The 13,602-nt window shown below is 74.5% G+C and carries 17 protein-coding genes; 9 read left to right on the top strand and 8 right to left on the bottom strand.

Annotated features, from left to right (window positions below; all coding sequences use genetic code 11):
• Positions 1-76: 76 nt before the first annotated feature.
• Positions 77-643: a baeRF2 domain-containing protein gene (locus G5C65_RS18010; protein WP_165299877.1), complete on the bottom strand. Its 567-nt coding sequence runs from the start codon at positions 641-643 to the stop codon at positions 77-79.
• 200 nt (positions 644-843) lie between these two features.
• On the opposite strand from G5C65_RS18010, the gene G5C65_RS18005 reads away from it, so the two are divergent.
• A complete protein-coding gene (locus G5C65_RS18005) occupies positions 844-1,095 on the top strand; it encodes a WhiB family transcriptional regulator (protein WP_165299880.1) in 252 nt (83 codons plus the stop codon).
• Positions 1,096-1,125: 30 nt separating this feature from the next.
• Here the strand turns inward: G5C65_RS18005 and G5C65_RS18000 are convergent, their stop codons facing one another.
• Positions 1,126-1,470 carry a DUF8129 domain-containing protein gene (locus tag G5C65_RS18000; RefSeq protein ID WP_165299876.1) on the bottom strand — a complete coding sequence of 115 codons (345 nt, stop codon included), beginning with the start codon at positions 1,468-1,470 and terminating at the stop codon, positions 1,126-1,128.
• A 204-nt stretch (positions 1,471-1,674) separates the two neighbouring features.
• Here G5C65_RS18000 and G5C65_RS17995 point away from each other — a divergent pair, with 204 nt between their 5' ends.
• Both G5C65_RS17995 and G5C65_RS17990 read left to right on the top strand, forming a co-directional pair.
• Positions 1,675-2,631 (top strand): TIGR03557 family F420-dependent LLM class oxidoreductase, encoded by a 957-nt coding sequence (locus G5C65_RS17995; protein WP_165299875.1) that lies wholly within the window; start codon positions 1,675-1,677, stop codon positions 2,629-2,631.
• Positions 2,632-2,720: 89 nt separating this feature from the next.
• Entirely contained in the window at positions 2,721-2,894 is a 174-nt protein-coding gene (locus G5C65_RS17990) for a hypothetical protein (RefSeq protein ID WP_165299874.1), read from the top strand.
• Between the two features lie 9 nt (positions 2,895-2,903).
• Here the strand turns inward: G5C65_RS17990 and G5C65_RS17985 are convergent, their stop codons facing one another.
• Entirely contained in the window at positions 2,904-3,326 is a 423-nt protein-coding gene (locus tag G5C65_RS17985; RefSeq protein ID WP_165299873.1) for a CBS domain-containing protein, read from the bottom strand.
• A gap of 106 nt (positions 3,327-3,432) precedes the next feature.
• On the opposite strand from G5C65_RS17985, the gene G5C65_RS17980 reads away from it, so the two are divergent.
• Together G5C65_RS17980 and G5C65_RS17975 are read left to right on the top strand one after the other, a co-directional pair.
• Entirely contained in the window at positions 3,433-3,738 is a 306-nt protein-coding gene (locus G5C65_RS17980) for a DUF6479 family protein (RefSeq protein ID WP_165299872.1), read from the top strand.
• A gap of 79 nt (positions 3,739-3,817) precedes the next feature.
• Positions 3,818-4,204, top strand: coding sequence for a DUF2795 domain-containing protein (locus G5C65_RS17975; protein WP_165299871.1), 387 nt, complete (start codon positions 3,818-3,820; stop codon positions 4,202-4,204).
• Between the two features lie 16 nt (positions 4,205-4,220).
• Here G5C65_RS17975 and G5C65_RS39335 read toward each other — a convergent pair whose 3' ends face one another.
• Positions 4,221-4,577, bottom strand: coding sequence for an ANTAR domain-containing protein (locus G5C65_RS39335; RefSeq protein ID WP_338146492.1), 357 nt, complete (start codon positions 4,575-4,577; stop codon positions 4,221-4,223).
• Positions 4,578-4,908: 331 nt separating this feature from the next.
• On the opposite strand from G5C65_RS39335, the gene G5C65_RS17965 reads away from it, so the two are divergent.
• A complete protein-coding gene (locus G5C65_RS17965) occupies positions 4,909-5,508 on the top strand; it encodes a TetR/AcrR family transcriptional regulator (RefSeq protein ID WP_165299870.1) in 600 nt (199 codons plus the stop codon).
• A 197-nt stretch (positions 5,509-5,705) separates the two neighbouring features.
• Positions 5,706-6,530, top strand: a complete 825-nt coding sequence (locus tag G5C65_RS17960; RefSeq protein ID WP_241265874.1) for a SigB/SigF/SigG family RNA polymerase sigma factor — start codon at positions 5,706-5,708, stop codon at positions 6,528-6,530.
• A gap of 74 nt (positions 6,531-6,604) precedes the next feature.
• Here the strand turns inward: G5C65_RS17960 and G5C65_RS17955 are convergent, their stop codons facing one another.
• Positions 6,605-7,411, bottom strand: coding sequence for a TSUP family transporter (locus G5C65_RS17955; RefSeq protein ID WP_165299868.1), 807 nt, complete (start codon positions 7,409-7,411; stop codon positions 6,605-6,607).
• Positions 7,412-7,496: 85 nt separating this feature from the next.
• Here G5C65_RS17955 and G5C65_RS17950 point away from each other — a divergent pair, with 85 nt between their 5' ends.
• A complete protein-coding gene (locus tag G5C65_RS17950) occupies positions 7,497-8,276 on the top strand; it encodes a helix-turn-helix domain-containing protein (RefSeq protein ID WP_165299867.1) in 780 nt (259 codons plus the stop codon).
• A gap of 70 nt (positions 8,277-8,346) precedes the next feature.
• On the opposite strand, the gene G5C65_RS17945 is transcribed toward G5C65_RS17950, so the two are convergent.
• Positions 8,347-9,480, bottom strand: a complete 1,134-nt coding sequence (locus G5C65_RS17945; RefSeq protein ID WP_165299878.1) for a S1 family peptidase — start codon at positions 9,478-9,480, stop codon at positions 8,347-8,349.
• A gap of 207 nt (positions 9,481-9,687) precedes the next feature.
• Here G5C65_RS17945 and G5C65_RS39330 point away from each other — a divergent pair, with 207 nt between their 5' ends.
• Entirely contained in the window at positions 9,688-11,202 is a 1,515-nt protein-coding gene (locus G5C65_RS39330; RefSeq protein WP_241265876.1) for an aromatic amino acid ammonia-lyase, read from the top strand.
• Here G5C65_RS39330 and G5C65_RS17940 read toward each other — a convergent pair.
• Both G5C65_RS17940 and G5C65_RS17935 read right to left on the bottom strand, forming a co-directional pair.
• Positions 11,183-12,409, bottom strand: coding sequence for a sensor histidine kinase (locus tag G5C65_RS17940; RefSeq protein ID WP_338146491.1), 1,227 nt, complete (start codon positions 12,407-12,409; stop codon positions 11,183-11,185). The genes G5C65_RS39330 and G5C65_RS17940 overlap by 20 nt on opposite strands.
• A gap of 50 nt (positions 12,410-12,459) precedes the next feature.
• Complete coding sequence (locus tag G5C65_RS17935; RefSeq protein ID WP_165299866.1) at positions 12,460-13,140, bottom strand: response regulator transcription factor; 681 nt, start codon at positions 13,138-13,140, stop codon at positions 12,460-12,462.
• Positions 13,141-13,602 lie beyond the last annotated feature (462 nt).

Below are 13,602 nucleotides of genomic sequence, written 5' to 3'. Positions count from 1 at the left end.
CCGCTTGCTCGGTCAGCTCTACCACTGCCTGCACAACCGGCAGCTCTTCGACGAGCATCACGCATTCACCTCCTTCTCAGCAGCTCCAGCCGCCGCAGCTTGACTTCTTAGGCACGTGAGATGTCTCCCAGGTGTTCTCCACCGCGAACTGCCAGTGCCGCTCGGACCAGTCCTTCCTGCCGGTGCGGTGCACCGGCCACTCCTGGCCCCGCACCTGGCCCAGCGCGTGGATGCCTCCGGGGCGTCCGCGCAGCTCCAGCTCGGCGCCGGTGCGGTCGACGTACGCCACCAGGCAGGCGGCCTCACCGCCCCCGAGGCCGACGAGCGGCGCCAGATGCGGCAGGGCCGCCCAGCGGCAGACCGGCCCGGACGGCGCCGCCGGGAGGGGAACCTCGTGTACGACTCGCCCCTCCACGGCGAACACCGCCAGCCCCGCGTCCGTGCGGACGGGGCCGCTCAGCGCGTCCTGCACGGCCTGCTGGGTCCCGTCGTCCGCGCCCTGCTCGGCGAGCCGGGCGCGGACCTCGCGCGCCTGGAGCCACTGCCGGTGCGCGGCGTCCTCCGCGGTGTGCGAGGTGTCCACGAAGACCGAGGCCCACGGGCCCGGCCGGTGCAGCAGCGGGGTGGGGGGTACCAGCCTCATGACGCCCTCCGGCACGCGTGATCCGAGTCGTCCCGCGGGGTACCCGCGAGCGGCGGGCCCACACCTCGCGCACCTCGCGCTCGCGGACGCGTACGGCGGGCGCCGTTTGTCCGGGAGGCGCGCGGGTACCCCGGCAGGACCGCGACCGCGGTGTCCGCTCCGACGGGGAGGTGAGAGCGACGGATCCGGCAGGGGACTTCATGGACTGGCGGGAGAGCGCCGCGTGTGCGGACGAGGACCCGGACCTGTTCTTTCCGCTCGGCTCCTCGGGGCCCGGACTGCGCGAGCGGGAGCAGGCCAAGCGGGTCTGCTCCCGCTGCCCGGTGAAGGCGGAGTGCCTGGAGTGGGCGCTGCGGCTGGGCGGACCCGGCGGCATCTGGGGCGGGCTCGACGAGAACGAGCGCGCGGAGCTGAGGGAGCGCTCCGACGGCGGCGCCCGGGGGGCCGCGTAGCGCTCCCCGGGGCGTCGCGGGCCGGGCCGTTCAGTGCCGGTCGCCCTTGGGCCTGCCGGGCTGGTGCGGGGTGCCGTGCGGCGGCGGATGGCAGGGCTCGGGGGAGGTCTCGGGACCGACCGGGGAGCCGCCCTGCGGGGGCGGTGCCAGGGACCCGGTGCCCAGGCCGCCGGGCGAAGGGCGCTCACCCGCCGCGACCTGGCGGAGCCGGAAGAGGATCAGTTCGACGACCTGGGCGCGGTCGGCGTGCTCGCGCTCGTACGCCAGCAGGCGCTCCAGCTCCCGGGCATCCAGTGAGCGGACGCGGTGCTCCAGATCGCCGAAGGTCAGCTGGTCGTAGTCGGACAGCGGGGGATCGGGGCCGGATTCCGGCATGGGTGCGCCTCCTTGGGCTCGTCTTCGGTCCGGGTCCGGGTCCGGGCCGCGGCTCCGGACCCGGTGTCCCGACGCGGGGTACCCCGTCTGCCGGGATCTGCACCCGCAGGAGGGCGACAGCACGCCCGGACGCCGCCCGCCCCCGGCCGGCGCCGCGCGGCGCCGCCGGGTTTTCGGTCGCAACCGCCGGTTACCCGTGGCGCCATGACTGAGTACGGCTACTTCCTCGCGTCCGAAGAGCACGGCCCCGCCGCCCTGGTCGAACAGGCCAGGATGGCGGAGCAGGCCGGTTTCACCTCGTTGTGGATCTCCGACCACTTCCATCCCTGGTCCCAGGCACAGGGCGAGTCGCCGTTCGTCTGGGCGGTGGTCGGCGCGCTGTCCGAGGCCACCTCGCTGCCGGTGCAGACGGCGGTGACCTGTCCCACGGTCCGCATCCACCCCGCACTGGTCGCACAGGCGGCGGCGACCTGCGCGCTGCAGCTCGGCGGGCAGTTCCGGCTCGGGGTCGGCAGCGGCGAGGCGCTCAACGAGCGGGTGCTGGGGGACCGCTGGCCGCCCGCCACGGTGCGGCTGGACATGCTGGAGGAGGCCGTCGCCCTCATCCGGCAGCTGCTCACCGGCCGCCGGATCACCCACCACGGGAAGCACTACACCGTGGAGAACGCCCGTCTCTACAGCTGCCCGGACCGGCCCGTGCCCATCGACGTCTCCGGCTTCGGCCCCGCCGCGATCACGACAGCCGGACGCGTCGGCGACGGATTCGTCACCACCGCGCCGGACCGTGCGGCGGTCGAGCGGTTCCGGAAGAGCGGCGGCGGGTCCAAACAGGTGCGCGGCGGGGTGCAGGTGTGCTTCGGCCCCGACCACGAGGAGGCCGTCCGCACGGCCCACGCGCTGTGGCCCAACATCGGGCTGCCGGGGGAGCTGGGGCAGACCCTGCCCACCGTCGCCCATATGGAGCAGGCGTCCCGGCTCGTCACCCGGGACCAGATCGCGCGGCAGGTGGTGTGCGGCGACGACCCCGACGCGCACGTCGCCGCCCTCCAGGCGTACGCGGACGCCGGGGTCGACGTCGTCCACGTCAACCAGATCGGCCCCGACCAGCGGGCCTTCTTCGACTTCTACCGCACGAAGGTCCTGCCGCGGCTCACACGCTGAGCGGCGGCGCGGGTTTCCCGTCCAGCGCGGGGAAACCCGTAGCCTCGACCACACGACAACGGCCGGCAGACGAATCGAGGCGCAGCACTATGGAGCGCACACGCGGCCACACGGACACCCCGCGCACCTCCCGGGACGGTACCGCCGGGTGCGGCCCCGGGGGCGCCGAGCCGCCCGACGGCCAGGGCCCGATGGGGTACGGGCCCCGGATGCGGAACGACCCGGACGACCCGGAGCCGCACATCATCCGCAGCGAGAACTGACGCCGAGGGTCACCGGTTGGGCGGGGCGGAGCTGATCCCGCCGAGCGCCGAGGCGGGGGACCGCTCCACGGCCAGATCCCCCAGCGAGACGACGCCGACGACCGTGCCCTCGGCCACGACGGGGACCCGGCGCAGGGCGTGTTCCCGCATCACCTCCACGGCGTGGTCGACGCTGTCCTCGGGGGCGAGGCTCACCAGGTCGGTGCTGCACGCGTCCCGCACCGCGGTCGTGCGCGGATCCCAGTCCTCGGCGAGCACGCGCACCACGAGGTCGCGGTCGGTGACCAGCCCCCGCAGCTCGCCGCCCTCGGTGACCAGCACCGCGCCCATGTCCTCCGCGCGCATCCGCCGGGCCGCCTCGGCGACCGCGGTGTCCGCGTCCAGCCCGACGGGGCTGGTCGTCATGATCTCGTGGACCTGTTGCTCGGCCATGGCTCTCCTCCTCCGTGCCGACGGTGGCGGCTCCAGTACCGCCACGAGACCGTCCCAGTACCCGCGACAGGAGTCTTGAGACCCGGGTTCCGGGTACTCGGGGCGTATGCTGCTATCTGTCCAGTTCATGGTGATACCGCTGGAAGTCCGGCAGGGCATCGGTCCGTTCGTGCTGGGTCTGGCCGTCGTCGCCGCGCTGCTCGGCGCGGTCCGGCTGGGAATCCGGATGCGGGCGCGGCAGCCCCCGCCGCCGCGCCCTGACGACCAGCCGACGCTGCCGGAGGGCGGCCCGGTCCGGGAGGTGCGGGAAGTCCGCGAGCCCGACCCGATGCCGCGCACCGACCAGGAGCACCGGCTGCTGCCGCACGACATCAAGGACGACGGCACGACCGCGGCGCGACCGGACGAGTGACATGTTTCCGGTTCATCCACCCCGTAGCGGGCACTCGGCCCCGTGACAGCGGCCGCACCACGCGACGCGGAGGATTGACGTGCCCGAACACGGCAGGGACAAGGTCGGCCCGGTGCGCGACGAGGAGATGGCCAAGGAGCTGGACGGCGAGCTGCGGGCCGCCCGGTCCACCCGGGCGGAGGAGGAGCACGAGCTGCAGCCGTCCGGCGAGGACCAGCCGGAAGCGGACCGCGTGCCGGAACCGGCTCCGGAGGACAGGGAACTGCGCAGCGAACTGGCCCGGCATCTGGAGCGCGGCATCTACCCGGCCGACAGGGACGCGGTCGTCGCGACCCTGCGGCGGCACCACGCCCCCGACCGGCTGGTCGAGCTCGCCCGGCGGCTTCCGGCGGGCCGGTACGAGAACGTTCAGGCCCTCGTGGACGCCCTGGTCTCCGGCGGCGGGGACCGCCGCGCGGACGGCTGAGCGGCCGGCGCCGCTCTCACCTCGCGGAGCGCCGGCGCAGAAAGGCGCGGCGCAGATGGTCCTGCAGCTCGGGCGGCATCGGCTGCCCCGCGCCCGCGGACACCATCGCGTGCGCGACGTCGCGCAGCTTGACGTTGGCGTGCTGGGAGACGTCCACCAGGACGTGCCACGCGGCGCCGCTGGAGCAGGGAGCCAAGGCCATGATCATGCCCCGTGCCTGGTCGATGACCGCTCTGCTGTCGAGTGCACGGTGGAGTTGGGCGTTCTCCTGGCGCAGCCGCTCCGCCTCCCCTGTCTGCGCGGGGGAGGCGATGTCGGACTGGAGCCGGGCGCAGGAGGGGCCGTGGCAGTGCGCCTGGGACCGGTGGTTCACGGGCCGCTTCCTCCGAGTTCTTGCCTGGTGGCACGCCCGCCGGGAACGCCCCTGTCCCAGCACGGCGTGTACACGGGACCCGGGGGTGGTGGGTGTGCGCTCGATATGCCGTCGCTTGGACCGCGCGCTGACCCGTGGGAGGGCGGCGGATCAGCCTGCCGGAGTGGTCCACGGGTGCCCTGATGCGGCGGTGAACTCCTCAGTCTGCCGAGACAAGACTGTCTTGTCGAGGGGCCAGTTCGAGGGGCCGATTCGGGGTTCAGGAGGACGGCCTTCGCCTGCGTCGCGGCTGACGACAGCTCGGAGTGTTGCCACTAGCCTGGCTCGCACTATGAGCAGCGACGCTGTGGCCTTCAACGGAATCTCGAAGGCCCGCGAGAAGGTCTTGGAGGCGGCCTATGCCCTGTTCTCCCGACGCGGCATCCGGGATGTCGGGGTGGACGAGATCGTCAGCCGCTCCGGGGTGGCCAAGGCCACTCTGTATCGCCACTTCCCCTCGAAGGACGCGCTGGTGCTCGCGTTTCTGCGGCGCAGAGAGGAACTGTGGACCCTTGGGATGGTCGAGTCGGGCGCGCGCAGCCGCGCCGCCACTCCCGAGGGCCGACTGCTGGCGATCTTCGATGTGTTCGACGACTGGTTCCACGACGAGGACTTCGACGCGTGCACGTTCGTCAACGTGCTCCTGGAGATGCGCTGGGACCACCCGCTGGGGCGGGCCAGCATCGAGCACCTGGCGAACATCCGGGCGCTGGTGCGGCGCATGGCGGACGAGGCCGGCCTGGAGAGCCCGGAGGAGTTCGCCCGGTCGTGGCACATGCTGATGAAGGGGGCGGTCATCGCCGCCGCCGAGGGCGACCGGCACGCGGCCGTACGGGCCCGGGACATGGCACGCGACCTCATCGCCCGGCACCGCGGGCCCGGTGGTGACTGAGCGCTCCGCGGGGGAACGCGCCCGGCGCGTGCGAGGTTTGCCGTACAGGGGTGCGGGAACCCGCACCCTGTGCTTCGGAACGCAGGCACATCCGCGGGAGCGACGCGTGCACACTGGACCGCCCCCGCCCGTCTGCTCCCGCGGTGACCCCTCGCATGCCTGACTGAGCGTCACCGAAAATGAGGAGTGCACAGCCTATGCCCGTACGTGCCCGCACGAGGCGTGCCCGCCATCCCCACGACGACGCCCCCGATACATCGGCGGAGTTCGCACGCATCACCGAACTGCCCGCGGGACCGGAGAAGGACGAACTGCGGCAGACGGTGGTGCGGGCCTGGATGCCGATGGCGCGGCGGCTCGCATGTCACTTCCGCAACCGGGGCGAGAGCCTGGAGGATCTGGAGCAGGTCGCCGCGCTGGGGCTGGTGAAAGCCGTCGCACGCTACGACATTCACCGGGGGTGCGCCTTCGAGAGCTTCGCGGTGCCGACGATCGTCGGCGAGATGAAACGACACTTCCGGGACCACATGTGGGGGGTGCATGTGCCCCGCAGGGTGCAGGAGATCCGCAACCGTGTGCGGGTCAGCCAGCGCGAGCTGGGGACGTCCCTGGACGATCGCGGACCATCCGTCGAGCAGATCGCCGAGCACAGCGGGATGAGCGTGGAGGAGGTCGCGGTGGGCATGGAGGCGCTGGACGGCTACAGCACGCTCTCGCTCGACGCGACGCTGCCCGGGACCGACGACGGATACGCGCTGGTGGACACGCTCGGCGACGCGGAGCCGGGGTTCGAGCGCGTCGTGCACCGCGAGGCGGTCAAACCCGGGCTGCGGACGCTGCCGGAGCGGGAGCGGCGCATTCTGTATCTGCGGTTCTTCTGCGATATGACGCAGAGCCGTATCGCCGAGCAGTTGGGCATCTCGCAGATGCACGTCTCCCGGCTGCTCAGCAGGACCTGCAGCCACATCCGGCACGAGGTCGAGGTCGAGGCGTCCACCGCGGAGGACGGGCATCGGCCGTAGGGTGCCCTGCTTCCCGGAGCTCCGCGGGCAGGGGGCGGCCCCGGCCCAGCAGGACCCACCCGGAACACGCACCCTCAGAACGCGAGCATCGCGATCCCCGCGGCGCCGAGCAGCCCGATGTAAGCCCCGGCGTGCACGCGGTCCGGAATCCGCGGGGGCCGCCGCCGCAGCACCGCGATCACCGGCAGGGCCCCCAGGAGCAGCGCCGCGGCGGCGCGCGGGTCGACAAGGCCCACGAGGTGCACGTGCGCGTGCGCCGCGGACGGCGCCCCCGCGGCGCTCAGCGAGACCGCGGTGGCGGGGAGGGCGATGGCGAGGGTGAGCGGGTTGGCCAGCGCGGTCGCCGCGTGCATCGGGTGCCCGGCCCGCCGCATGGCGGGCACGGTCATGACGCTGCCGCCCACTCCGAGGTAGGCGGCGACCGCGCCGATCGGCGCGCCGAGGACGGCCGGCAGCGGCCGCGGCCCGCCCGACTCCGGGGCCGCACCGGACCGGGTCCTGGGGCGGAGGAAGCCGGGCCGCAGCAGCAGGTCGGCGGCGGTCACGGCGAGGTAGCCGACGAAGACCCAGCGGGTCAGCCCGGCCGGCGCGGTGCCCGTCGCCAGCGCGCCGGCCGCGGCGCCGGCGGCGAGCAGGAGGAGCAGCGCACCGCTGCCGCGGAGGGCGCCGAGGACCCGCCGCGGGGTGACGGCGGTGGCGAACCCCGCGTTCACCAGCATCACCAGCGCCGAGGTGGCCGTGGCCACCCGTACCGCGTCCGCGCCCAGCGCCGCGTCCGCCCACACCACCACCGGGACGGTGACGAAGCCGCCGCCGAACCCGAAGAGCACGGTCGTCGCGCCGGTGAGGACTCCGATTCCGATCAGTGCCGCAATATCCACGCGTCCCACCCCACCAGCGCCCGCGCGGGGCCCGCATCCGAAAGTCGGCACATCTCTTTCGCGTCCCGGCCGCTACGGTGGCGGGGTGCGGAACATCGCTGTGGAGAGCGTCGACCACGTGGACCGGGCCGTCCTGCCGATCGGCACCGACTATCCGCCCGGTTACGTCCTGGACTGGCACGCGCACCGGCGTGCGCAGTTCCTCTACGGCGCCACCGGGGTCATGGTCGTCGACACCGGCGAGGGCACCTGGACCGTGCCGCCCGAGCGGGCCGTGCTGATCCCGGCCGCCACCCGGCACCGGGTCCGTATGGAGGGGGTGAGCACCCGGAGCCTGTACATCGAGCCGGACGCCGTCCCCTGGTGGCCCGCGGGCTGTACGGTCGTGGACGTTCCGCCGCTGCTGCGCGAACTGCTCCTGGCGGCCGTCGGGTTCGGTCCCGACTACGACCTGTCCGGGCGGGAGGGGCATATCGCGGCGCTCCTGCTGCACGAGATCGCCGGGCGCACCCCGCTGCCGTTCCACGTGGCGATTCCCGCCTCCGCCGAGCTCGCGGCGCTCTGCCGGGCGTACCTGGCCGCCCCGGACGCCGGGGTCACCAACGCCGTCTGGGCCGCGCGCGTGTCCCGGAGCGAGCGGGCCTTCACCCGGCGCTTCCGCGCGGAGACCGGCGAGAGCCCCGCCGTCTGGCGGGTCCGCGCCCGGCTGCTCGCGGCCGTCCCGCTGCTGCGCACGGCCGCGGTCGGGGAGGTCGCCGGACGGCTCGGCTACGCGTCGCCCGCCGCGTTCACCGCCGCCTTCACCCGCGCGTTCGGCACGCCGCCGTCCCGCTTCGCCGCCCGCGGCGCGGGCGGCGGGCCGTGACCGGACCCGGGCCGCGCGCCGGTGATCCGGACGCGGCCCAGGCGCGGAGGCGGCGGGGGCGGCGGGGAGGTCAGGCGGTGTGCAGCGTCAGCCCGTACCGGTTGAGGATCTCGTTGACGGGCTGGTACCAGGTCTGGCCACCGGAGCTGCAGTTGCCCGAGGCGCCGGAGGTGACGCCCTGCGCCTGGTCGCCGCTGATGAAGGAGCCGCCGGAGTCACCGCCCTCGGCGCAGGCGCTCGTCTTCGTCATCTGGTGGACGGCGCCCTCCTGGTAGTTGACCGTCTCGTTCTTGGCCAGCACCGTGCCGCAGCGCCAGTGGGTGGTCGAGCCGGAGCGGCAGATGGAGGTGCCGACGGGGGCCTCGTTGGAGCCGCGGACGAGCCGGTCGGGGATCGTGCCCCAGCCGAGCACCACCGGTTCGGTCCACCAGCCGCTGCCGACGTTCACCCAGGCGTAGTCGTCGCCCGGGAACGACGACCCCTGGAAGTCGCCGATGTAGGTGCGGTCCCAGCCGTACACCGCGGCGCTGGGCCGGCCGCAGTGCCCGGCGGTGATGAAGCCGCCGTGCACCGAGAAGCCGATGGAGCAGCGGACGCTGCCGGTGTAGTACGGGTCGCCGCCCACGGTTCCCGCGGCGGTGGTCCGGGGTACGCCGTCGGCCTGCCGCACGCTGACCGGGCCCGCCCGGCGGGCCTGCGCCAGGAAGTCCTGGACATCGTTGTCGGCCCGATGCGCGGAAACCACGTTCACCACGACCTCGTTGGACTTCGGATCGACGTGCCAGCTGCCGACGCCGGCGGGCGCGGACAGCTTGTCGATGCGCGCCATCGCCGCGTCGAGCCGCTTCGCGCTGTGCTCGACGACGCGTACGGCCGCGCCGGTCGCGCGGATGCCGCCGGCGTCCGCGCCGCGGGTGACGGCGACGGTCAGCCTGCCGTCCCGGGCGTCGAACCACGAGCCCGCGTACGAGGCGCCGGCGGCCCGCTTCGCGCGGCGCTCCACGGCAGCGGCCGTCTTCTCCTCGGCCAGCCGCGCCTCGGCCTGGCTCCTGGTCAGCCCCAGGTCGCGCTGCATCGCCGAGAGGAGCCCCGGGGAGGCCGGAGCCTCGGCGGAGCGGGAGGAGGAGTCGGAGGCGGAGGCCGGCAGGGCGCCCGCGGCGGCCCAGGCGCCGACCAGGAGGAGCGCGGACAGTCCGGTGCGCATGGCTGTTGTGCGTCTCAAGGGAGTGCCCCTTCGTTGTTCCAGCAGGTGGGGGTGGAACAGGTAGAACTCCGAGAGCGCTCTCAGTGCATGCGCGGGCGAGCATAGCCGCTGCCGGTTGGCAGGTCCACACCAATGGCAAGGGCGGTACCCGGCCCGGGATCTCAGAGCGCTCTGAGATTCCCCGGCTACGTTCCCGGTGTGCTCACCATGGACACCGTCTCCCTCACCGGCCCCCTGGACTCCGCCGTCCTGCGCCGCGCGGCGGCCCCGCTGAACGTCACCGTGGACGACGAGGCCCGCGCGCGCGTCGACCGGGGCCGCCGGCTCTTCCGCGCACTCCGGGACGGCGAGGGCGGCGAGGAGCGCCGGATCTACGGCGCCACCACCGGCTTCGGCGCCCTCGTCGGCTACGCCGGACGCGCGGACGAGGCCGACCAGTGCGACAACACCCTGGCGCACCTCGGCGCCGGACAGGGCCCCGACCTGCCGCACGAGATCACCCGCGCGGCGCTGCTGCTGCGCACCTGGTCCCTCGCCCAGGGCGCCTCGGGAGTGTCCGCCGAGGTCATCGAGCGGCTCGCCGCCCTGTTCGGCACCACGTTCGCGCCCGCCGTCCCCCGCTACGGCTCCGTCGGCGCGAGCGGCGACCTGATCCCGCTCGCGTACGCCACGCAGGCGCTGCGCGGCCGGGGCCGCGCCTTTGTGGACGGCGTCGGCATGCCGGCCGCCGACGCGCTGTCCGCCGCCGGACTGCGCCCGCTGTCCCTGGACGGGCGCGACGCGCTCGCCCTCGTCAACGGCACCCCCGTCACCACCGCTGCCACGGCGCTGGCCCGCGACGCCGTCCGCGACGCGCACCGCGCGCTCGCCGCGCTCACCTGCCTGCTGGCCGACATCCTCGGCTGCGACCCCGGCTTCCTCGACGAGGACCTGCTGCGCGCCTACGGCCACCCCGGCGCGGTCGACACCGGAGCGCGTATGCGGCGGACGCTCGCCGGCAGCACGCCCTCCGGCACCCGGCCGCTGCAGGAGCCGTACAGCATCCGCTGCTCCCCGCAGCTGCTCGGCGCGGCGGAGGACGCGCTGCGCTACGTCGACGGCGTGGTCGCGGCGGACCTGGGCGGCATCAGCGACAACCCGCTGTTCTTCCCGGACGCCGCGGCGGAGGGGAAGGCGGGGGAGGGGAAGGTGGTGCACGGCGGGAACTTCTTCGGGCAGCCCGCCGCGTTCGCCGCCGACCTGCTCGCCGTCGTCACGGCCCAGCTGGGCAACCTCGCCGAACGCCAGCTCGACCTCCTGGTGGACCCGGCGCGCAACGGAGGACTGCCGCCGATGCTCGCCACCGCGCCGGGCATCCAGCACGGGCTGCAGGGCGTCCAGCTGGCGACCACCGCGTTCGTCTCGGAGATCCGCAGCGCCGCGCTGCCGGCCGGGATGCAGAGCCTGCCGACGAACCTGCACAACCAGGACGTCGTCCCGTTCGGCACCCAGGCGGCCCTGCGCTCCTACGACATGGCGCAGCTGCTCGGCCTGCTGTGCGGGTCGCTCGCGCTCGGCCTGCGCCAGGCCGTCCACATCGGAGCCCGCCGCCCCACGGCACCCCGGTGCGCCGAGCTCCTGGACGCCCTCGCCGAGACGATCCCGCCGGTCGAGCCGGACCGGCCGCTGGACGCGGACGTGCGGGCCGCGGCACGCCTGCTGGTCACCATCGACCTGCCCTGACCCGGTGTGCCGGGGCCGGGGCGTGCTCGGGGGCGCACTCCGGGAGCCGGATGGTGAACCGGGCGCCGTGCCCGGCGCGTCCGGTGGCGGCGACGGTGCCGCCGTGCTGGGTGACGACCTCCCGCAGCAGCGCCAGCCCCAGCCCGTAGCGTCCGCCGCCGCTGCCCCGGTGGAACCTCTCGAACAGCCGCTCCGCCTCGGCGGGCTCGAATCCGGGCCCGGTGTCCGCGACGGTCAGCCCGGCCGTGCCGCGGGCGCGGGTGAGCGTCACCTCGATCCGCCCGCCCTCCGGGGTGTGGCTGATCGCGTTGGACAGCAGCTCGCCGATGGCGCGGCGCAGCGCGGTCTCGACGCCGTCGACGCACAGCGGCCGCGGCGGGGCCTCCACGGCGACGGTGAGCCGGGCGTCCCGCGCCCGGTCGGCCTCCTCGGCGACGACCGACCGGGCCAGCGCGGACAGATCGACAGGGCGGCGCTCCGCCGGGCGCGCCGGGCCGGCGTCGAGGCTCGCGGACAGCAGCAGGTCGTCGAGCACCTCGCCGAGCCGGCCGGCCGAACCGACCAGCCGGGCCAGCCCCGCGCGGTGCGGGTCCGGCAGACCTTCGGCCGCCGCCTGCCGCGACAGCATCTGCGCCCGGGTGTGCACCCGGGTGATCGGGGTGCGCAGCTCGTGGCTGGCGTCCGTGACGAACCGGCGCTGCCGGGTGAGCGCTTCGGCCAGCGGGGAGACGGCCAGCCGCCCGAGGACGGCGCCCGTGACGGCCGCGGCGAGCAGCCCCACCGCCTCGGCGATGCCCAGCACCCACCACAGACGGGTGCGGTCCGCCAGCTGGAAGCGCATGTCGAACACCGCCTGCACCACGTTCCCGTCGGCCCTGACCTGGGTGCGCACCAGATAGACCGCGTGGTCGCGCCGCACCGTGCGCTCCACGGCCTCCCGGGTCCGGCGCGCCCGGTCCAGGTCGTCGAGCACCGGGAAGCCGTCCGGGCCGCTCGCGAGCGGCGTCGCACCGGGCGAGTACAGCCAGGTGCACGCCGACGCGTTCGACAGGTCGCCGTGCGCCGCCTCGTAGCGCAGGGTCCGCCGCACCTGCTCGTGCTGCGTATGCGTCATCACCACGTACGCGACGCCGCCGACGACCGTGACCAGCAGCGTGATGATCGCGCCCGTGAGCACGGCGATCCGCCGGCGCGCCCGTCGCACCACCGCGCGCTCCGGGTGCGCACCGGTACGGGGGCGCGGGCGCGCCGGACGTCTCACAGCGCCCCCAGGCGGTAGCCGATGCCCCGGACCGTGCGCACCACCTGCCGGCCCAGCTTGCGGCGCAGATAGTAGACGTAGGTGTCGACGATGGACGCGGCGGACGCCTCCTGGAACACGATCCGGCGCAGATCCCCCCGCGCATACACGGTGTCGGGGTGCGCGGCGAGCACCCACAGCAGCGCGAACTCGCGCGCTGCCAGGGCGATCCGCTCGCCGTCCGCCAGCTCGACCTCCCGGTGGCCCACGTGCAGCCGGCCCGAGCCGATCACCAGGACGTCGGTGACGCCGCGCGCCCTCCGGCACAGCACCCGCAGCCGGGCGCCGAGTTCGTCGAGGTCGAACGGCTTGACCAGGTAGTCGTCGGCGCCCGCGTCCAGGCCGTCCACCCGGTCGTGCACGGTGCCCAGCGCCGTCAGCAGCAGCACCGGGGCGCGGACCGCGCGGGAGCGCAGCCGGACCAGCAGGTCGAGCCCGTCCAGCGCCGGCAGCCGGCGGTCGACGACCAGCACGTCGTACCGCCTGGTGAGGCCGAGGTGCAGCCCTCGCTGGCCGTCGGCCGCGACGTCGACCGCGTACCCCTCGCCCCGAAGCACCTCGGAGAGCATGGCGACCAGCTCCCGGTCGTCCTCGACCAGCAGCAGCCGCCACGGCTGTTGTACGGGCCCGTGTGACATCGTCCCACTCCCCTCGCCCCCCTCACGTCGCCAGTCAACGCACGTGCGGGACGCGGGAGTTCCCGGCCGCGACGGGGACGGCGGGGGAGCGAGTCGGGACTGCCCCGGCCGGTGCGTCGCAGTCCGCTGCTGGGTTGTGGGTTGCGCGCGCAGTTCCCCGCGCCCCTCCGGGGCGCTCCTGGGCGCCCCGAAGGGGCGCTTCAGGGGCGCGGAGAACCGCGCGCCAAGCCTCCCCCAAGCTCTCGGCTTCGCTCGAGCAGGGGGTACCCCCATCACACCCGCACCCCGCGACGGGACGGCAAGGGGCAGCCCCGACCCGGCAGGATCCGCCGGAGCGGCCCTAGGGGGTGTTTCGAAAGCCCCGCACGCCACCTGGAACGCCCGGCACGTGCTCTCGCCGCACCGGCCGAAAGCCCGAGTACGCCCAGTACGAGGGCTTTCACCCGGCACGCCGAGAGCACG

The organism is Streptomyces boncukensis (genome assembly GCF_011045075.1).
GTDB lineage: Bacteria > Actinomycetota > Actinomycetes > Streptomycetales > Streptomycetaceae > Streptomyces > Streptomyces boncukensis.
The sequence above is the reverse complement of the archived record's forward strand: the minus strand, read 5'-3'. Positions and strand labels throughout refer to the sequence as shown.